The sequence below is a fragment of the Aquimarina gracilis genome (assembly GCF_035285365.1).
GTDB lineage: Bacteria > Bacteroidota > Bacteroidia > Flavobacteriales > Flavobacteriaceae > Aquimarina > Aquimarina gracilis.
The window spans coordinates 38,045-58,271 of the sequence record NZ_JAYKLX010000010.1 but is presented as its reverse complement, the minus strand read 5'-3'; the positions used below and the strand labels follow the sequence as shown (position 1 = coordinate 58,271).

The window sequence follows — 20,227 nt, the reverse complement described above, 5'->3', positions numbered from 1 at the left end:
GTTATGAAAAACTTCATATTCAGCTTATCAATACTACTAACATCGGCCCTAACGGCGCAACAAACCAATACATTTCCTGTTCACGGGAGTGTTGGTATTGGAACTATGAATCCGCAAGAAAAATTAGAAGTCACAGGTAAGATTTATTTAAACTCTGGGCCTGATGATGATGGTATATATTGGGCAAGACATAACATGACCATGGGAACAATTCCTGGCAGTTACAATCATAACAATTTTAAACTGAAGCCAGGGGGTTCATCACAAGGGGTATTACAATCGGTTTTCCAGATGTATACAGCAGCTTCAGAAACTAATCATGCCGAAAAAATAAGAATACATACCTCTGGGAACTCTTTTTTTAATGGAGGTAATGTTGGAATTGGGACTACAAATCCACAAGAAAAATTGGAAGTTAAAGGTAAGATATATTTAAACTCTGGGCCTGATGATGATGGCATTTATTGGGCTAGGCATAACATGACCATGGGTACGATTCCGGGTAGTTACAATCATAACAATTTTAAATTAAAACCAGGGGGCTCATCACAAGGAGTATTACAATCGGTTTTTCAGATGTATACAGCGGCTTCAGAAACTAATCATGCCGAAAAAATAAGGATACATACCTCTGGGAACTCTTTTTTTAATGGAGGTAATGTTGGAATAGGGACTACAAATCCACAAGAAAAACTAGAAGTCACAGGTAAGATTTATTTAAACTCTGGGCCTGATGATGATGGTATATATTGGGCAAGACATAACATGACCATGGGAACAATTCCTGGCAGTTACAATCATAACAATTTTAAATTAAAACCAGGGGGCTCATCACAAGGAGTATTACAATCGGTTTTCCAGATGTATACAGCAGCTTCAGAAACTAATCATGCCGAAAAAATAAGGATACATACCTCTGGGAACTCTTTTTTTAATGGAGGTAATGTAGGAATCGGAACGACAACACCCGACTCAAAACTCACCGTAAAAGGAAAAATCCATGCCGAAGAGGTAAAAATCGACCTAAGCGTACCCGCACCCGATTATGTCTTCAAAAAGGAGTATGATTTATTAACGATTGATGAAGTGCAACAGCATATCCAGGAAAAAGGGCACTTGCCTAATATCCCATCAGCCAAAGTTATGGAGGCCGAAGGCGTTGATCTTGGAGCCATGAATATGAAATTGCTTGAAAAGATCGAAGAGTTAACGCTGTATACGATTGAGCAAGAAAATAGAATTAAACAATTAGAACAGAAAATGAATTCAATTTTACAAAATAAGCAAAGGCAATAATCCTATGAAAAAGACAATAATTTTTCTTTTAGCACTAATTTCTTTTCAGTTATCGGGACAAAACACGTTTCCCGTAAACGGAAACGTCACAATAGGATCTAATTTTGGGGCCAGTATTTCAGGAACTACGGGGGGCAATGCGGTTTTCGGGAGCAACTTAGCGCTATTTCAAGGAGGGGCCAATCACAATAAAATGTATACTCCTTTTAATCATTCAAACAATTATGGGTTTGCCGGTCTAAGAGCAAGTTGGAGCAAACTTATGTTTTATACCTATAAAAGTAATACGATTGCTGGTCAGGTTGTCGATCCTTTACCCCAAATGATTATAAACGAATTTGGAAATGTAGGAATAGGAGTATCTGCTCCCGAGTCGAGATTTCATGTAAAAAATGGAGGACAAAACTTTAAGCTACTAACAGGAACCAATAGCGGTGGTTACACAATGAGTTTGGGATTAAATGATGATGGAGTAAATTTTACTAATAACTCAAAAATCCGAAGCTTCAACTTAAAAAATGTGGGACAAACTATCAGATTTCTGACTGGGAGTAACTCCAGTCCCTACACAATGACGGTAGGGATTAATGATGATGGGGTTAATATCTCGAATTCATCCACTATAAGAGGGTATAATTTTGGAAACGCAAACGGAAATTTGGTTAAAATAACATCAAATGGAAGAATGGGTATAGGAACCACAACTCCTGATGCCAAACTTACCGTCAAAGGAAAAATTCACGCCGAAGAAGTGAAAATTGATCTAAGTGTACCCGCACCAGATTATGTATTCAAAAAAGAGTATGACTTGTTGACCATTGATGAGGTGCAACAGTATATCCAGGAAAAAGGACACCTACCTAATATTCCATCAGCAAAGGTTATGGAAACCGAAGGTGTGGATCTGGGAACCATGAATATGAAGCTACTTGAAAAGATTGAAGAGTTGACTTTATATACCATAGCGCAAGAAAAAGAAATACAAACCTTAAAAGCGGTACAAAAACAAAATACAACTTTAGAAGAACGAGTTGAAAATCTTGAAAAAATAATAGCAAATCTACTTAACACACAAACCAATGAAAAATAACATACTTAGCATAGCATTTTTTCTGATCACAGCCTTGGGATTCTCGCAATCAAAATTGGTGTTTACTTATGATACCGCAGGCAACCAGGTAAAAAGAGTGTACTGTAAAAATGGGGATTGCGATGCCTCAAAAGAAGCCGCAACCGAAGAAGTAGCCGAAGAAGAAATCAAAGAAGAGACTACGGTTACTACGCAATTTGACAAAAGTATTGCTGTGTTTCCGAACCCAACCAAAGGGCTTTTAACGATTAACTGGAACCAAGAATACAGCAACTCGATCACTGAGATTGTATTGATCGATATTGCATCCAAAGTGCATCGTGTAAAATATACTCCGGGAGATCATCAAGCCAAAATTGATTTATCAACCTGGCCCAATGGTCTATATGTCGTAAGATTCTTCCTTACCGACGGAAACTCACTAACCAAAAAAATTATTAAAAAGTAACGGATCGATATATGAAAGCTTTACAAAGATTATTAATCTTATCATTTCTGTTTTTATCCTTTATAAACGTAAATGCACAAACTATAGATGCTGGAGCAACTACCGGCGAACTTTCGGTTACTCCTACAGGAGGAGCTAATTATAAAATTCCAATTACGGTACCACCAGGAGTAAAAGATTTAGTGCCAAGAATAGGACTTCAGTTTAATAGTCAATCTGCTAATGGATTAGCGGGTTGGGGTTGGAATATCTCAGGTTTATCGACAATTACTAGGGTGCCTTCTACAACATATCATGATGGCGAAATTGATCCGGTTGATTTTGATAGTAAAGATAGATTTGCTCTAGATGGGCAGCGTTTATTATTAAAATCAGGCACCTATGGTGCGGATGGTTCAGAGTACCAAACTGAAAATTTTAACAACATAAAGATTAGGGCTTATGGAGGCTCTGGAGGATCACCAGGATACTTTGTGGTTTATATGCCTAATGGGACAAAGATTTATTATGGTTTTCATGGTAACTCTCAAGGAAAGTTAGAATGGGCAATATCTAGAATGCAGGATACACAGGGAAATGCAATTGTATATAAGTATTCGGTGTCAGGGCATTTATTAAAAATAGATACCATTACATATAAAGACAATACGATTACTTTTTCTTATAAAACCAGAAAGCGTTCAGAGATCTCTCATTTTGCAGGACAGACGTTTACTAGGTCACATATTTTGGATAAAATTGAAGTAAAAGGAGGAAATACATTATTTCGTGAATATCGTTTAGAACATGATCAGACATTTTTAGGGTATGAACGGTTAAAAACAGTCCAAGAGCTTAATGGAAAAGGAAGTGCCTTTCCAAAAGTATTATTTGATTATAAAAATACGAATGGATCTGACATTGGTTCAATTTATAATGGTGCCCGCTCAATATATCCTTCTGCCAATAGTAAAGATAATGGGGTTGTTTCTGGTGATTTTGATGGAGACGGTAGTATGGATTTTGTTACTTATCCTACAAAAACAAGAAATGAAGTTAATCTTTTTAATCAATTTTTTAATGGGACATCAAATACTACAAGTGCAGGTTCTATCATAGAATTTAGTAATAGGTTTGATGATATTATTACAAGCACCTATATGGATGAAAATAATAAGGTGTTATCAGGAAATAGTTTTACTATTATTGATGAAGATTATTCAAGAAATTCTGGGACTTCTCAAGTTAGATTTAAAACATTTAAAAGAATAAACAACAGTTGGGAACAATATCAACAGGTTTGGAATGAAGTTCCTACTCATGTTTATTATGGTGAGGATCATAATGGAGAACCAACAACAGTTAGCTTTACGAGGGATGTCAAAGGAAAGATGATAAATAAATATCATGATTTTGTTACTGCCAGTCACAGAGTATATAGCAGTGCTAATGTGACTTATGGTGTTTCAGAAGAATTGACCCTGAAACCAGGTTTTCATACTACCGCCGGAAGTACTTTCCATGGTAAAATGGATTATAGAGATCGTAAAAAAATTCCAAAAGAATATATTTCTGGTGATTTTAATGGAGATGGTATTATTGATGTTTTAGCAATTCAGAAAACATATACGGTAGGACTGGATTGCGAAATATCACAGGATCCATTAGATCAGGGTTATGAGGAAGAGTGTTATGATATTAAAAAAAGTGATCCCAAAGTTTATTTTATAAACTTAAATCGTGCTCATACCGGAAACATTGGAACCTTTGCAGGAGAGCTACAAAATTCAATATCTTCATCCTATAAATATCCAATAAGTGTAGGAGACTTTAATGGCGATGGTAAATCAGATTTGTTTCAATTTGGAGATAAATTCTTAAAGATATATAGCCTAAATAAAGCAAATCAGTTGGTATTAATTGAAAGTATTACAGATGATTATATAAAATCTGAAACCCCAATTCTTTTAGGAGATTATAATGGCGATGGTAAAACAGATTTTGTACTACCTACAGAAGATAAATCAAAAATTTGGCGATTTTTCATGTCTAGAGGTACTGATTTTTATATTTACAATAAGGGAATTACGGTCACTTACCAAAAATCTTTTGCAACCAACGATGGTAGTGTTAATGTGGGGCATATATATGCACCATTTGCAGAGTATCATTACATAGCACAAGATTATAATCAAGATGGTAAGACCGATATTATAAAACATGTAGTAGCAACGCCATTAAATTCAAATGATAAATCGTATTCTGTAGTTCAAACATTTAAAAACATTTTAGAGGAAAATAAAACACAACCCTCATTTTCAAATCCAGGATGGATTATAAATACGGACAAAGGCTATACAAAATATGGGATGCCAGTATTTTTGGGATTAAAACAATCAAATAGTATTCAAACGTATGGATATATATCTGAGGGAAGATTTTTTGCATACGAATTCGGTAAGAGTAATCAAGATGAAACCGAACTTTATCGAATTCGAAATAATGGTTTAACTCAGGAAATTACCTATGGATGTATAGAGGATAATGACACTTATATTCCAGAAAGCAATCAGCAATATCCTTATATAAATGTAAATGCAGCATCATCATTCAAACTGGTCAACAAGATTACCGAAACGGCCTCAGGGATTGAGAGAAGTCAGGACTATACGTATGGGGGTGCAGTTTCACACGCTCAAGGATTAGGGTTTTTAGGATTTCAAACATTCGTAAGATCAAATTGGCATGGAACCGATGTATCACCTATTTACAATGTGTCTAAAAGCGATCCACAACTTAGAGGGGCAATTACAACGCAATGGACATCCTTATCATCCAACCCGGCAAACTCAGGAAATTATATTACAAAGTCTGATTATAGTTATAGCTATTCTTTGTTAGGCAATAAAGTGTACAAAGTTGTCCCAACAGAAATAGAGGTTGATGACAACCTAAAAGGCATCAGTACAACTACAAACTATACGTACGATGCCTATAATAATCCATTAACGGTAAGAACAACTTTTCCAGGAGGGTCTCGTAGCGAAACATATACCTATTTTCATGACACAGGTACACTGAACTATCATATAGGAAGATTGCGCAAAAAAGTAGAATCGTCTACTATCTACGGAAATACTTTTAGCACTACCGAAGAATATGATTATGAAAACAATCTTGTTTCAGAAATAAAGAGAAAAGGAAACAATACCGATTGGCTTACTGAAACTTTTAGTTACGATGGTTTTGGAAACATAACGTCAAAAACCTTATCGGCAACCGGTGTTACAGACAGAACTGAAAGTTTTCAATACGATACCTCGGGTAGGTTTATGGAAAAAGCTATCGACATCGAAGGGATGGAGAGTCAATACTCTTATGATGGTGTTACCGGATACCTGCTAAATGATATTGATATCCATGGTAGAAAGACACAATATCAATACGACGGATGGGGTAGAGTTGTAAGAACCACGGATTATCTAGGTAAGATTACAGAGACGAGCTATACTACTTCATCAAATGCAGATGCTTTTCTTAAGATCTCACATAATAGATCTACACATGGGCAGAATACAGAATCTTATATCAATCACTTTGGTTGGGAGATGAAGCATTCAGTGTATGGACTAAATGGAAAGTTAGTTTCAAGAAAGTTTGAGTACGATGTAGCCGGTAAAGTAAGACGTGAAAGTGAACCGTATTCATCTGCCGCATCCCAGTGGACGGTTACAAGTTATGACGAGTACAGTAGACCCATTTCTAAACAACTCCATACAGGTCGGGTAGTAAGTACTTCGTATAATGGACTTTCTACAACAGTTGATGATGGTACAAAAGTTACCACAAGAACATTAGATGCTGTTGGTAATATTGCTCAGGTAACCGATCCAGGAGGTACGATCAACTACAAATATCATGCAAATGGAAGCATGCAATCTGCGGATTACGGAGGGCATAAAGTAACAGTAGATATCGATGGGTGGGGTCGAAAAACACAATTGCACGACCCATCTGCGGGTACCTATACATATACTTATAATATTTTGGGAGAACTATTGCAAGAGACCACTCCAAAAGGTACTACAAACTATACGTACGATGATTATGGAAAAATCACTAATAAGAAAATTGATGGAGAAAACACATCAATGATGATTGACTATGCATATAACGCAACTACAAAACTAATTTCTGGCATTACGGCACAGGATTCATTTTTTGATAGATCGTATACGTATACCTATGAGTATGATAATGCATATCAACGTCCACAAAAAGTAATCGAAAATACCGGAGAAGCCGTATTTGAAAAGAGTTTAACGTACGATTCGAATGGTAGAGTCAATAGAGAAACTTATAAATCCTCAACTCATGGACAATCTAGCACGGTTTCTGTTAGAAATATTTACAGTTCTGGGGGTATTCGAACCGAAGTATTAGATAATAATTCTGGACAAAGCCTTTGGAAACTTGTTGAAGATAATGATAGAGGTCAGGCTTTGACCATTGAGTTAGGAAATGGAATCACAAAATCTCGAGAATATGATCTTTATGGTTTGCCAAAAGCTATAAGCGATGTTCATAATGACACCAACGCGGTAGCATTGCACACTACGTATACGTTTAATGCGGCCAAAGGAGTTCTAGATAGTAGAAAGAATCACGAATTTAATTGGCAAGAAAATTTTAGTTATGATAGTTTAGATAGGTTAACGGGGATATCAGGAGCAGTAACTAAAACACAAACTTATGATAGTAGTGGTAGAATTGTTGACAATTCTGATATAGGTACTTATGCGTATCAGGGCAGTAGCAAGTATCAGTTAAAAGACATTACACTTAATGCTGGGGGTGATCAATATTATGAACAACATTCGCCTCAAGAGATTACGTATAATGCGTTTAAAAAACCCGTGGATATTCATGAGGCAGGTAATGGAAGAGTAAGTTTTGAATATAGCCCGATGATGAGCCGTAGCCATGCATGGTATGGTGGATTGCAAGAAGATAAATTACAACGTAGATATCATAAACAATATTCATCAATTATTCCTGCAGAAATTGTGCACGACACCCAGGATAACAGCTATAAGATGATCACCTATATAATGGGTGATGCATACAGTGCACCGATGGCCCACATCAAAAAAACAGGTAGTCAAGCCATTAATGAATACCATTACTTGCATAGAGATTATTTGGGTAGTATCTTAGGGATTAGTAATAGTGCTGGTGAAATTGTTGAACAAAGCCAGTTTGGTGCCTGGGGTAAAGTAGATCGATTCTGGGCGAAGAATGGTACAACAGCATTTGGTTATGAAAGTCTATTAGGTCGCGGATTTACAGGGCATGAACATTTCTTTAGCGTTGGGTTGATTCATATGAACGGTCGTATGTATGATGCACAATTGGGAAGATTCTTATCGCCTGATAATTACATTCAGGATCCATACAACACTCAAAGTTTTAATCGTTATGGATATGTATGGAACAATCCTCTAATTTATAATGATCCTAGTGGAGAGATTATAGGAATCATTATTGGGGCATTAGTAGGAGCCTATTTAGGAGGGTCTGCTGTCAATGGAACCTTTAATCCAGGTAAATGGGATTGGGGTAGTGCAAGTACTTGGATTGGTATTGGTGTTGGAGCCATAATTGGAGGTTTTTCTGGTGGTCAGATTCAAGCTGGTAATATGAGTTTACTGCTAGGTGCAGGGACCTCGGTTAAGGGAGTAACGATACCCCTGGTAAATATTACGATCAATGCCGGATATGCTCAGCTGGCAGCATTAGGCGGACTCGCCGTTTTTGGAGGTGAAATTTGGGGTAATGATGAGGTTACAATTGAAGATGATGCTCCTGCAAATCCATTATTAGAACCAAGTAAACCAACGGCGTCTGTTTACGTAGATGGAAATTATGACGATTGGGAAATAGGATGGATTGGAGATCCATCTACCCCAGAAGAGGAATGGGCAATGGGGCCAATAACATTAGGATTAACTTTTGAGCTGGTTTTACCTGAATGGACAGGATGTACTACTTGTGGGCAAGGTGTAAGCTTTGGATTGGTAGCAGATATTACACATATCGGGTGGTATTATACCGAAAAAACAAATAGACAAGGAGGTTATGCGTTTTCAGTTGCACCAGAAATTTCTTATGTTCATGGTACTCAAGGAAATGTAAATATGGATGTTTTAAGAGGTAGAGGAGTTTCTCATGGTGTTGGATTAGGAGCCTACGGATTAGAGTTTGGAACCAATGGTGAAGTAGAAACCCCTTATATGCAGATAAGTGCAAGTGGATTTGGAAAAGGAATAGATTTTGGATGGGCCACATGGGAAGAAACCAATACGTCAATTTATAAACTCCCTGTAAAAGTGGAACCAATTAGATTTTGATTTAAAATGAAAAATTCAAATAAAGATAAGGTGATAAAAATATTTAGGATTTATAAAAAAGTTATGTTATTCATTTTTCCCATAATTGCCTTTATTTTTATTTACCTAAACATTAATCAAATTCCATCTTGTAAGGAGGCATACAAATTACAGAAAGATGTTATGTATTCTGGAACTGTGCAAAATAAGTATATAGATACTAATAATCATATGCTAAGAACGATAGAGTTAACTAATAATGGTGGGATGCATAAACTCGTGTTATCTTACGATAAGAGTAATTTGTTTGATTATGTATCAAAAAAAGATAGCATTGTTAAAAGTAAAGGAGGTTATGGTGTATTAGTTTATAGAAATGGAAGTATTACAGAGATTAAACTCGATTATAAATGTCGTGATTGATAACGTTATACTCGCCCTCGATTTCCATGGTAAAATCCCCCTGATGGCGCTCGAATGATTGATCGCTAGCGCTCGACTCCTGTCGAGTGCCGTCAAGGCTTGGCAAGCAAGAGTAAAAGATAAAGTAAAAACAGTCGCAATCTTGTAAAAAAGGATGTGGCTGTTTTTATTTACAAGTAACGTTGAGTTTCAAAAAATGAAACTAGGGCATTGTATTTTTGATAGTATGAGCAGAAAATACAAGTTTCATAATAAAAGGGGTTTATATTTTGTAAGTTTTGCCACAGTATATTGGATCGATGTATTCACGAGACAGTTATATTTTGATGTATTGGCAGATAGTATAAACACCTATAGTGGCCTAGTTTCAGAACTTACAAATGAATTTCATACTTCTGGAATTCATCAAGGAAAAATTTCAAGGTCAAAATTGGGATTAAATATTGGTTTTACTGCGGCTTATCTTGTAGGCGTTGAAGCTAATTTCAAAGCAGGAATTATAATACCTGGCAAAGATGATAGCAAATTAAAATAATCTCAATTTGTGTAAATTAAAATGAATATGATTATAACTTCAAGACTAAAAAAATGAATTTTTTTTCGGTTAGTAATTATGAAATTAAATTAGAAAATAGTAAAGATGCAGTGTTATCTGAGCTAAATAAATTGACTAAATCGAGCGAACAGTACATTTCAAATTGGAACAATCAAACGTTTATTGGTAAAGTAAATGATAATGGGTTTGAAATAGTATTATCAAAAAAAATACTGGGGCAGCTATGCGTTTTTAGGGGAAAATTTCAAAATATTAATGGTATTTTAGAAATAAAGGTGAATAAGGTTTTTCGTTTAATTTTCTTAATATTTTTCATTTTTCCGATTGCAGGTTTTGCAATGGCTTTGGTAAAAAATGGAATTTCGAAAATTACAGAATTAATTTTGCCTACTATATCAACTCTGTTCGTTTTGAGATTTATTTTTTTGGAATTTGGATTTCGTGTTTTTTCCAAAATAGGAATTAATAAGCTTCTTAAAATAGAAGGCATAGGTAAAATAGGAATTATAAAAACTAGATAGCCCCCTGATGGCGCTCGAATGATTGATCGCTAGCGCTCGACTCCTGTCGAGTGCCGTCAAGGCTTGGCAAGCAAGAGTAAAAGATACAGTAAAAACAGTCGCAATCTTGTAAAAGGATGTGGCTGTTTTTATTTATAAGTAACGTTCAGTTTCAAAAAATGAAACTAGGGCATTATATTTTTGATAGTATGAGCAGAAAATACAAGTTTCATAATAAAAGAGGTTTATATTTTGTAAGTTTTGCTACAGTATATTGGATCGATGTATTTACAAGACAGCAATATTTTGAAGTATTGGCAGATAGTATAAGGTATTGCAGAAAAGAAAAAGGTATGGAGTTGTATTGTTATTGCTTTATGCCAAGTCATATACATCTTATCTTTAGATCTGCAAATGAAAAGCCTATGGAACTCTTAAGAGATTTTAAACGATATACTTCCAAAAAAATGATAGAAAGTATAGTGAACAACCCTCAAGAAAGCAGAAAAGAATGGCTATTATGGATGTTTGAAAAGGCAGGAAAAGCCATTGGTAATGTAACTCAGTATCAATTTTGGCAACATCATAATCAGCCTATTGAGTTATGGAGTGAAGAGGTAATTAAACAGAAGATCAATTATATTCATCAAAATCCAATAGTATTAGGTTTTGTCACAAATGTTGTAGATTGGAAATATAGCAGTGCACGAAATTATCAGGATGATCCTACAGTTTTAGATATTGACACTGCTGGGTTTTTGGCGAATTAAATGGAATATGAGCACTCGAAAGGATTCGAGCGCTAGCCAGGGATAGCGAATTTGCAATCCGTGCAACAAACGAATATGTCTCGTCCTAAAAAAAGTTTAAAAAATTCACTTTTTTCTTCCCCGTAGCGAAAAATGAAACTCGTAGCACCTATCATTGGATAATTTTTAAGGAAAAACAGGCTTGAAACTCTGGCAGCTTATTATCCCATCAGAATGTGTTGCCGGAAATTCCGGTACAACTTTCCGAGCAGGGAATATGCTGCCGGAAAACCCGGCACGTTTTTCCGGGCCCGGAAAATGTTCCCGGGTTTTCCGGGGCGTTTTTCCCAGGTGTAGAATCATTCTAAATAATTTAAGTTACATATAACCTATGAACCATGTATTGGTCATGCTACAATTAAAAAGTTTTAAGAATGGATAATTTTCAAAATACACGCATACCGTCATAGAGCCTGGCGAAGAACAAGATCTCGATGCCATGAAGCTTAGAACTTATGTAGACCCCGGCTAGTGCGAGCGCAAGGATATGAGTAATATCATATTACAAAGCAATACATATTTCTTAAGAATGGTTTGATTTTTCCAGACAGATGATGTAAACTAATAGTATTCAAATACAAGCGTGGCCTTTTTTATTTATGCAGCCACCTAAACCCACCAAGTCAATCCTAAGAAGTGATAATACAGGCATCGTATTTATTATCCTGCTAAAAATCTTTCGTCAGATCGCAAGTTTTTAACCAAAACCATTAGCATTACCAAATCGAATCAACTATTTTTGATGCCGTAAAATTCAAGCACAACTAACATGAATATTCTAGTACTCGGATCAGGAGGGAGAGAGCACACATTTACTTATAAAATCGCACAAAGCAATTTATGTGACAAACTATTTGTTGCACCAGGTAACGCTGGTACCGCCACCATAGCAACCAATATACCAATTGGGGTTACCGACTTTTTTGCTATTAAAGAATTAGTGGTCAAAGAAAATATTGAAATGGTAGTTGTAGGGCCAGAAGACCCTTTGGTGCAGGGGATTAGTGATTTCTTTGCTGGTGATCCTGATCTTAAAGAGGTTGTGGTGATTGGCCCTTCAAAAGAAGGCGCCCAATTAGAAGGCAGTAAAGAGTATGCCAAAGAGTTCTTGTTTAGACACAACATTCCTACTGCAGCGTATCAAAGTTTTACTGCAGAAACTGTAGAACAAGGAAAACAATTTTTGGAGACATTAAGCGCTCCTTATGTTTTGAAAGCCGATGGTCTTGCCGCCGGAAAAGGAGTACTCATCTTAAAAGACCTTGAAGAAGCCAAAAACGAACTCGAAAATATGCTTACCAATAAAAAATTTGGTGCCGCAAGCGAAAAAGTAGTGATCGAAGAATTTCTTGAGGGTATAGAATTAAGTGTATTTGTACTTACCGATGGTAAAAGCTATGTAACATTACCCACTGCAAAAGACTATAAACGTATTGGAGAAGGAGATATCGGTCTCAATACCGGAGGTATGGGAGCTATCTCACCTGTGCCTTTTGCAGACGAAATCTTCATGACCAAAATTGAAGAACAAATCATAAAGCCTACAGTAAATGGTTTATCGAAAGAAAATATAGATTACAAAGGCTTTATTTTTATAGGATTGATCAAAGTAGGTAATGACCCCAAAGTGATCGAATATAATGTGCGAATGGGGGACCCAGAAACAGAAGCAGTATTGCCTAGGGTAAAAACCGATTTGGTCTCTTTGTTTCAACACGTAGGTAATCAAACATTAGATCAAGCAAAACTAGAGATTGATAATCGAAGTGCAACAACTGTTATGACAGTATCAGGAGGATATCCCGAAGCATACGAAAAAGGAAAGGAAATCACAGGCATAAATTCTATCTCAGATTCAATCGTTTTTCATGCAGGCACAAAATTAGAAGGAGATAAAGTGGTTACAAATGGCGGAAGGGTAATTGCCGTAACCTCATTTGATTCAGATTTTAGAGAGGCGCTTAAAAAATCATATCAAAATATTGAGAAATTACACTTTGATAAAATGTATTATAGAAAAGACCTCGGGTTTGATTTATAAATAGGCTAAAGTATATAAAACAGACAGCCGTTATCTTCGAAGATAACGGCTGTCTGTTTTTATTAAGAAATTAGAAAAAATCTAATTCAAAAAAGAGTGAGCAGTTGGATCTCTGTCTTCCTCATTGTTATCGTTAAACTTTTTCAACTCTTTCATCCAATAGAAAAATGCAACAAAACCAATTAGCATAAACAACCAGTTAACTACATTGGCTCCTGTCCAGCTTTCAAGCTCTAGAGCTCTTAGAGCATCTAATGGTGCAAATAAAACATCTACAAAAAGAGATTCGATAGCTTCAAAAAATTCTTTCATAATTCAGGATATGATCGGGTTTAAAGTTTAAAAAAACAAATCCTTAAACTTTTTATACATTAGTTCTTCAATAAATCAAAACAATGGTTTAATATTGTTTGCCACAAAAATATAAAAAATAGTAGTGTTAACAAGCTTTTTTAGTAAATCAAAGCCCATAAATTATATTGTAGTAGGATTGTATATGCTTACACTCTATATTATTGCACATTATAAAAGAGGGTTTGAGCTAGAAACCATAGCGATAGTATTATTTGTCTTAGGAGCAATTTTGTATATAGTACCAATGTTACTACTTAGTGTTGTAGTACAACGAAACGATATTACAGATAAGGGAACCTACACCATACTTTTGTATGCTTTCCTTACAGGTATTTTACCAGGAGCTTTGACCAATATTAATGTTTTGCTTGCAGGGTTTTTGGTTATGCTTGGATTGCAAAATCTACTACACCTTAGGAATGAAAAACATATAAAGGCCAAAATTTTTAATGCATCGATTTATATATGTTTGGCTTCCTTGGCGTTTTTTTGGAGTATTGGTTTTATGGCCCTAATATTTTTAGCTATTTCCTATTTCGAGCCCAAAAATTACCGTAACTGGATTATTCCTGTGATTGGCTTACTTATGATATACCTATTTGCAAATTGCTTTACATTATTATTTTATGATTCTTTTTTTTCGTTTCAAGAATATATAGACCCTATTTCATTTTCATTTGAATCGTATCTTGCAAAGGATCAATTATTTTCGGTAGGAGTTTTGTCGATATGTTTGATCTTCTTTTTGGGTATATATCTACTAAAATTTAGCCGAAAGCCCGCAAATATTAAACCCATTTTGAGATTAATCATTGCATACCTTATCATTACTGTTGCTATTGCTATTACCTCTCCTCAAAACAATGTTTCCGAATTATTTTTTGTGGCCATACCACTTGCCATCATAGGAACAACCTATCTCGAAATGCAATTTCACGAGTTTGCCAAAGAGATCAATATTTGGGTGTTCCTGCTAATTCCGTTTACCACACTATTGTTTTAGACGACAAGAACCTTGGTTAGAGCTTACAAGGCATTTGTATGAAACCGATTTTTCATCTCGGGGCAAGCCTTGAAGCATTTTAAATCTCGATTATCGAGTAAAATATGATACCTTTGTACCTCTCAAAAAAGATAATGCACATGTTTACAGATAAAGCAAATTCAATTTTTAAAGAAGTTATAGACACGTATCATGTTATTGATAAGGTTGATCAGGAATTTTCTAATCCTTATGATAGTAAGTCTGAAGTTCTAGAACATTTATTGTATCGTAAGTGTTGGATAGATACTGTACAGTGGCATTATGAAGATATTATTCGAGATCCGGAAATTGATCCTATAGCAGCATTAAAATTAAAGAGACAAATCGATGCATCCAATCAGGATCGAACCGATATGGTTGAATATATCGATAGTTACTTTTTAGAAAAATACAAGGACGTCACAGCAAAAACCGATGCTACCATAAATACAGAAAGCCCGGCTTGGGGAGTCGACAGATTGTCAATTTTGGCACTTAAAGTTTATCATATGCATGAAGAAACTGTGCGTGAAGGTGCCAGTGAATCGCATAAAGCAACATGCCAAGCCAAACTGAATGTGTTATTGGAGCAGCAAGTAGATCTCTCTACAGCAATTGATACATTGCTTAAGGATATTGAAAATGGAGATAAGTACATGAAAGTTTACAAACAGATGAAAATGTACAATGACGACGAATTGAACCCTGTTTTGCGTGGCGAAAAATAGCTCCAAAAATCCTGAAAAACATATTCTCGTTATTCGTCTTTCGGCAATGGGAGATGTAGCTATGACGGTTCCCGTATTAAGAACTTTTAGGGCTACCTATCCCGATGTAAAAATAACGGTCCTTACCAGAAAGTTTTTTGAACCTATATTTTGCGACATAGAAAATGTCGAGGTGTATCATGCCGATGTAACTGGAAGGCATAAAGGGATATTTGGTCTTAATCGTTTGTTTAACGAACTTCAAAAATTAAATATTAATGCGGTTGCAGATTTGCATAATGTGCTACGGTCGAATGTGCTAAAGACAATGTTCTCTCTAAAAGGAATCAAAGTAGTACAAATTGACAAAGGAAGGGCAGAAAAAAAGGCATTGACGCGATCCCAAAACAAGGTCTTTAAACAATTAAAAACGACGCATCAACGGTATGCAGATGTCTTTGATAGCTTAGAGTATCCTATTGATCTTGATGCACATCAATTTCCTGAAAAGAAACGACTAAGTCCGAACATTGTATCGCTCACGCAAAACTCAACAAAAAAATGGTTAGGCATTGCTCCTTTTGCGCAATATGAGAGTAAAACATATCCATTGGAATTAATGGTTGAGGTTATCGAACAATTAGATAAAGATGACCAATTCGAGATTTTCCTATTTGGAGGCGGAAAACGAGAGATGGATATTCTAAATAACATCGGAAGCAAATACAATAATGTAGTAAATGTGGCGGGCAAACTACCTTTTGAAGATGAACTGAAACTCATAGGAAACCTGGATGCTATGTTGTCTATGGATAGTGGTAATGCGCATTTGGCAGCCATGTATGGTGTGCCTACTATTACACTTTGGGGCGTGACACATCCGTTTACTGGTTTTATGCCCTTTGGACAACCTTTTGAACGAGCAATTTTACCAAATCTTACGAAATATGATTTGATCCCAACATCAATTTATGGAAATAAAGTACCACCGGGTTATGAAAAGGTGATGCATACCATAAAACCAAAAACTGTTGTCGAGGCAATTAATAATCTATAAATTTTCATACGACACCTTACGTATTTGGTGAAGAGTAAGGAAGTTCTTTTTCGATTGATCTTACAAACTACACATCATCAAAATCAACCTTGATTGACACACTTGTGGGGTGCGCCTGGCAAGCAAGAATAAGACCTTCAGCAATTTCACCATCGGTAAGGATGCTATTTTTTTCCATTACGGCACTTCCTTCGGTAATTTTGCAAATGCAAGAGCTACAAACTCCTCCCTGACATGAATATGGAGCATCGATATCCTCTTCTAAAGTAGCGTCAAGAATGGTACTTTTTTGATCCATAACAAAGGTAAATTCTTCATCATCTACCAAGACGGTTACATTTGTTTTTCCTTCAAGATTGGCATCCATTGCTACTTCTTCGGTACTTGCAGTAAATAATTCGAAATGAATATGGTCTTTTTCGATTCCGTTTTCAACCAAAATATCGGTTACCGTATTAATCATTTCTTCTGGACCGCATAAATAAAATGCCTCAAAAGAAACCTCCTTGAATTTATTTTTTACGACCAGATTTACGATGGGCTTTTCGATTCTTCCAAAATGAGCGTCGTCTTCCTGGCTGCGACTATAAACAAATTCAATGAATAGCCGTTCTGGGTAGTTGCTTTGCAGTGCTAAAAGCTCATCGCGAAAAATAGTTTCTTCCACGGTTCTATTTCCGTATACCAAAACAAAACGACTGTCAGGTTCTTCTTCTAAAACTGCTTTAATCATACTCATAATTGGTGTGATCCCGCTACCGGCTGCAAAAGCAGCATACGTATTATTTGCAGTCGAGTTTGTTTGTAGAAGAAACTGCCCTTCTGGTGGATGCACCTCAAGGGTATCGCCTTCCTTTAGTTGGTTGTTGACAATTACCGAAAATGTCCCGCCTTCAATTTCTTTGACAGCCACTTTTAGCTTTCCACTTTTTGGAGAACTGCATATCGAATAGGCTCTGCGTATTTCTTTTCCTTCTACCTCGGTTTTTATAGTAAGATATTGACCCGCAATAAATGAATAGGTATCTATAAGGCTTGTGGGTACATCAAAAGCAATTGAAACCGCACTCGGAGTTTCTTTGGTGATGTTTTTTATAGCGAGTGTATTAAAGTCTGACATTTCGGTAATTTTTGGCAAAAATAACAAATGCAATAAGAGCATCTAGAGGTTTAAGAAAAAATTATTAAGCTCTATTTTGTAACAAAATTTCATTTTTGATTACTAAATAGTTAAATATTACTCAACTATGTTCAAACACTTTATCACCTTACAATGGAAATCCTTTTGGCGCTCGGCCTCTTTAACTTCTGGACTTTTTATGAAGTTGTTTATGGGGTTTTGGGCAGTTTGGTTTATTATAATGATGAGTTCTGGTGGTGTAGGAGCATTTTTCTTTATTAAAAAAGAACTGGAACTGGATCCTTTAGAGGTCATCAATAGATTTTTAATTTATTGGCTGGTAGTAGATTTGGTTTTTAGATATGCCTTACAAAAAATGCCAGTTATTAATATAACACCGTTATTGTTGTTACCTTTTAACAAAAATAGGATTGTATCCTTTGCATTTGGTAAAACGATATTCTCGTTTTTTAATATTGTTCATGCCTTCTTTTTTATTCCGTTTTCTGTATTACTGGTTACCGAGGCCGAATATCCTGTGATGAATGTTTTGTTATGGAATTTGGGATTAATCGCACTTATATATAGCAATAACTTTTTGAATATCATCCTTAATAAAAAGGATAATCTCATTTTTATAATAGGTGGGATTGTAGTATTACTAGGAGGATTGCAGTATTTTGGATATTTTGATGTAACGCTATACACAGCGCCATTTTTTGAAGCTTTATATAATTTTCCTGCTTTAGTATTGGCCCCAGTTGTACTTTTATTCTTTTTGATATTTGTTTCGTTTAGGTCCTTCAGTAGTGACTTATACCTCGATGCTGGTCTGGCTACAAGATCTAAAGACGTAAAAGTTGAAAATCTGGATTGGTTAAATCGATTTGGGAAAACGGCAACATTCCTTAAGAATGATATTAAACTTATTAAAAGAAATAAAAGAGCAAGATCTACGGTAATGGTAAGTATATTATTTCTTTTTTATGGATTATTATTTTTTACAAACTCTATAGAAGCTTACGATGGTCCGGTGTTTAGAATTTTTGCAGCAATTTTTGTAACAGGAGGGTTTCTATTAAGTTTTGGACAATTTGTACCTAGTTGGGATAGCTCTTACTATCCACTTATGATGAGCCAGAATATCAAATACAAAGAGTATTTGCAATCAAAATGGTGGTTAATGGTAATAGCAACACTAATCTCAACCATCCTTGCCTCGGGATATCTATATTATGGATGGGAGATATATGTTGCAATTTTGGTGGCTGCAGTATATAATATCGGGGTAAATTCTCACGTCGTACTTTGGGCGGGGGCATATGTTAAGACTCCTATTGATCTTACTAGTAACAAAAAGGCTTTTGGAGATAGACAGGCGTTTAATACAAAAACGCTTTTACTATCACTTCCAAAAATGGCCTTGCCTATGATATTGTATGCCATCGGGCATTATGCCTACAGTCCATATGCTGGTTATGTATTAGTAGCCGTGGCTGGCGTGGCAGGGTTCGCATTCAAGGACAAAGTCTTTGATAAAATAGAAAGCATTTACAGATCAGAAAAATATAAGACCCTTTGGGCCTATAAACAAAAAAACTAAGAGAATGATAGCGGTACAAAATCTGACAAAAAAATATACAGGAAGAACAGTTCTAAACATAGAGTATCTTGAAATTCAAAAAGGAAATAGCTTTGGCTTGGTTGGTAATAATGGAGCTGGAAAAACAACCTTGTTTAGTGCACTACTTGATTTAATTAGACCTACATCGGGATATATCGAAAATATGGGGGTAAAGGTTAATGAGAGCGAAGAGTGGAAGGCCACCACGTCGGCCTTTATAGACGAGACTTTTTTGATTGGATATCTTACAGCCGAAGAATATTTCTACTTTATAGGCGAATTGCGAGGTCAAAACAAGGCCGATGTAGATAGTCTGTTAGCTGGTTTTGAAGATTTCTTTCATGGCGAAATTTTGGGACAAAAGAAGTATCTAAGGGATTTATCAAAAGGAAATCAGAAAAAGGTCGGGATTATTGCAGCATTAATAGGTAGTCCAGATGTTATTATTCTTGATGAGCCCTTTGCCAATTTGGACCCAACTACTCAGATACGATTGAAGAAGATCATCAAAGATCTTGCTTCGAATCCAGAGGTAACCGTTTTGGTATCAAGTCATGATCTTATGCATGTTACCGAGGTATGTGAGCGTATTGTAGTTTTGGATAAAGGAGAGGTTGTAAAAGACATCACTACTTCACAAGAAACACTTAAAGAATTAGAAGAGCATTTTAATAAATAAGAGATTAAGCAAAAAGTCAGGGAATTTTTTATGAACATCACCGCGCAATTCATGTGGTGATGTTTTTTATTACAATGATTTTATGGTTATCCGGCATAGAGAATAGGACAAAAATGATATTTGGAAGAGAA

15 protein-coding genes and 1 pseudogene are annotated in these 20,227 nt (G+C 35.7%); 14 read left to right on the top strand and 2 right to left on the bottom strand.

The genetic code is table 11. The annotated features are described in order from the left end of the window. The first annotated feature begins 3 nt into the window (after positions 1 to 3). The 9 genes and pseudogenes from U6A24_RS19830 to purD all read left to right on the top strand — a co-directional run bounded on the left by U6A24_RS19830 (position 4) and on the right by purD (position 13,531). Entirely contained in the window at positions 4 to 1,296 is a 1,293-nt protein-coding gene (locus U6A24_RS19830) for a hypothetical protein (RefSeq protein WP_324181758.1), read from the top strand. A gap of 4 nt (positions 1,297 to 1,300) precedes the next feature. After that, positions 1,301 to 2,386 carry a hypothetical protein gene (locus U6A24_RS19825; protein WP_324181757.1) on the top strand — a complete coding sequence of 362 codons (1,086 nt, stop codon included), beginning with the start codon at positions 1,301 to 1,303 and terminating at the stop codon, positions 2,384 to 2,386. Further along, on the top strand, positions 2,376 to 2,834 hold the full coding sequence (locus tag U6A24_RS19820) for a T9SS type A sorting domain-containing protein (RefSeq protein WP_324181756.1): 459 nt from the start codon (positions 2,376 to 2,378) through the stop codon (positions 2,832 to 2,834). The genes U6A24_RS19825 and U6A24_RS19820 overlap by 11 nt, the downstream gene beginning before the upstream one ends. 11 nt (positions 2,835 to 2,845) lie before the next feature. Beyond that, positions 2,846 to 9,223: an RHS repeat-associated core domain-containing protein gene (locus U6A24_RS19815; protein ID WP_324181755.1), complete on the top strand. Its 6,378-nt coding sequence runs from the start codon at positions 2,846 to 2,848 to the stop codon at positions 9,221 to 9,223. Positions 9,224 to 9,286: 63 nt separating this feature from the next. After that, the gene (locus U6A24_RS19810; protein ID WP_324181754.1) at positions 9,287 to 9,625 is read left to right on the top strand and encodes a hypothetical protein; all 339 of its coding nucleotides are present in this window, start codon (positions 9,287 to 9,289) and stop codon (positions 9,623 to 9,625) included. Positions 9,626 to 9,851: 226 nt separating this feature from the next. After that, a pseudogene (locus U6A24_RS19805) lies at positions 9,852 to 9,974 on the top strand (transposase); the annotation flags it as partial. Positions 9,975 to 10,213: 239 nt separating this feature from the next. Further along, positions 10,214 to 10,702 carry a hypothetical protein gene (locus tag U6A24_RS19800; protein ID WP_324181753.1) on the top strand — a complete coding sequence of 163 codons (489 nt, stop codon included), beginning with the start codon at positions 10,214 to 10,216 and terminating at the stop codon, positions 10,700 to 10,702. Between the two features lie 188 nt (positions 10,703 to 10,890). Next, a complete protein-coding gene (locus U6A24_RS19795; RefSeq protein ID WP_324181934.1) occupies positions 10,891 to 11,451 on the top strand; it encodes an REP-associated tyrosine transposase in 561 nt (186 codons plus the stop codon). Between the two features lie 808 nt (positions 11,452 to 12,259). Further along, positions 12,260 to 13,531: a phosphoribosylamine--glycine ligase gene (gene purD / locus U6A24_RS19790; protein ID WP_324181752.1), complete on the top strand. Its 1,272-nt coding sequence runs from the start codon at positions 12,260 to 12,262 to the stop codon at positions 13,529 to 13,531. A gap of 81 nt (positions 13,532 to 13,612) precedes the next feature. Here the strand turns inward: purD and U6A24_RS19785 are convergent, their stop codons facing one another. Beyond that, entirely contained in the window at positions 13,613 to 13,843 is a 231-nt protein-coding gene (locus U6A24_RS19785; RefSeq protein WP_324181751.1) for a DUF6341 family protein, read from the bottom strand. A 124-nt stretch (positions 13,844 to 13,967) separates the two neighbouring features. Here U6A24_RS19785 and U6A24_RS19780 point away from each other — a divergent pair, with 124 nt between their 5' ends. The 3 genes from U6A24_RS19780 to U6A24_RS19770 all read left to right on the top strand — a co-directional run bounded on the left by U6A24_RS19780 (position 13,968) and on the right by U6A24_RS19770 (position 16,673). Continuing rightward, positions 13,968 to 14,888 carry a DUF6427 family protein gene (locus tag U6A24_RS19780; RefSeq protein WP_324181750.1) on the top strand — a complete coding sequence of 307 codons (921 nt, stop codon included), beginning with the start codon at positions 13,968 to 13,970 and terminating at the stop codon, positions 14,886 to 14,888. A gap of 140 nt (positions 14,889 to 15,028) precedes the next feature. After that, complete coding sequence (locus U6A24_RS19775) at positions 15,029 to 15,637, top strand: DUF4254 domain-containing protein (protein ID WP_324181749.1); 609 nt, start codon at positions 15,029 to 15,031, stop codon at positions 15,635 to 15,637. Next, positions 15,624 to 16,673 (top strand): glycosyltransferase family 9 protein, encoded by a 1,050-nt coding sequence (locus U6A24_RS19770; protein WP_324181748.1) that lies wholly within the window; start codon positions 15,624 to 15,626, stop codon positions 16,671 to 16,673. The genes U6A24_RS19775 and U6A24_RS19770 overlap by 14 nt, the downstream gene beginning before the upstream one ends. A 67-nt stretch (positions 16,674 to 16,740) precedes the next feature. Here U6A24_RS19770 and U6A24_RS19765 read toward each other — a convergent pair whose 3' ends face one another. After that, complete coding sequence (locus U6A24_RS19765) at positions 16,741 to 17,793, bottom strand: ferredoxin--NADP reductase (RefSeq protein ID WP_324181747.1); 1,053 nt, start codon at positions 17,791 to 17,793, stop codon at positions 16,741 to 16,743. A 127-nt stretch (positions 17,794 to 17,920) separates the two neighbouring features. On the opposite strand from U6A24_RS19765, the gene U6A24_RS19760 reads away from it, so the two are divergent. Together U6A24_RS19760 and U6A24_RS19755 are read left to right on the top strand one after the other, a co-directional pair. Next, positions 17,921 to 19,396, top strand: a complete 1,476-nt coding sequence (locus tag U6A24_RS19760; protein ID WP_324181746.1) for a DUF5687 family protein — start codon at positions 17,921 to 17,923, stop codon at positions 19,394 to 19,396. A 4-nt stretch (positions 19,397 to 19,400) separates the two neighbouring features. After that, positions 19,401 to 20,096, top strand: a complete 696-nt coding sequence (locus tag U6A24_RS19755; RefSeq protein WP_324181745.1) for an ABC transporter ATP-binding protein — start codon at positions 19,401 to 19,403, stop codon at positions 20,094 to 20,096. Positions 20,097 to 20,227: the final 131 nt, after the last annotated feature.

What these genes read in the sequence shown, in the direction of transcription:
- U6A24_RS19830 (WP_324181758.1), top strand. Translation starts at nt 4, where the DNA reads ATGAAAAACTTCATATTCAGCTTATCAATACTACTAACATCGGCCCTA.
- U6A24_RS19765 (WP_324181747.1), bottom strand. Translation starts at nt 17,793, where the DNA reads ATGTCAGACTTTAATACACTCGCTATAAAAAACATCACCAAAGAAACT.
- U6A24_RS19800 (WP_324181753.1), top strand. Translation starts at nt 10,214, where the DNA reads ATGAATTTTTTTTCGGTTAGTAATTATGAAATTAAATTAGAAAATAGT.
- U6A24_RS19760 (WP_324181746.1), top strand. Translation starts at nt 17,921, where the DNA reads ATGTTCAAACACTTTATCACCTTACAATGGAAATCCTTTTGGCGCTCG.
- U6A24_RS19755 (WP_324181745.1), top strand. Translation starts at nt 19,401, where the DNA reads ATGATAGCGGTACAAAATCTGACAAAAAAATATACAGGAAGAACAGTT.
- U6A24_RS19815 (WP_324181755.1), top strand. Translation starts at nt 2,846, where the DNA reads ATGAAAGCTTTACAAAGATTATTAATCTTATCATTTCTGTTTTTATCC.
- U6A24_RS19810 (WP_324181754.1), top strand. Translation starts at nt 9,287, where the DNA reads ATGTTATTCATTTTTCCCATAATTGCCTTTATTTTTATTTACCTAAAC.
- purD (WP_324181752.1), top strand. Translation starts at nt 12,260, where the DNA reads ATGAATATTCTAGTACTCGGATCAGGAGGGAGAGAGCACACATTTACT.
- U6A24_RS19785 (WP_324181751.1), bottom strand. Translation starts at nt 13,843, where the DNA reads ATGAAAGAATTTTTTGAAGCTATCGAATCTCTTTTTGTAGATGTTTTA.
- U6A24_RS19825 (WP_324181757.1), top strand. Translation starts at nt 1,301, where the DNA reads ATGAAAAAGACAATAATTTTTCTTTTAGCACTAATTTCTTTTCAGTTA.
- U6A24_RS19795 (WP_324181934.1), top strand. Translation starts at nt 10,891, where the DNA reads ATGAGCAGAAAATACAAGTTTCATAATAAAAGAGGTTTATATTTTGTA.
- U6A24_RS19775 (WP_324181749.1), top strand. Translation starts at nt 15,029, where the DNA reads ATGTTTACAGATAAAGCAAATTCAATTTTTAAAGAAGTTATAGACACG.
- U6A24_RS19820 (WP_324181756.1), top strand. Translation starts at nt 2,376, where the DNA reads ATGAAAAATAACATACTTAGCATAGCATTTTTTCTGATCACAGCCTTG.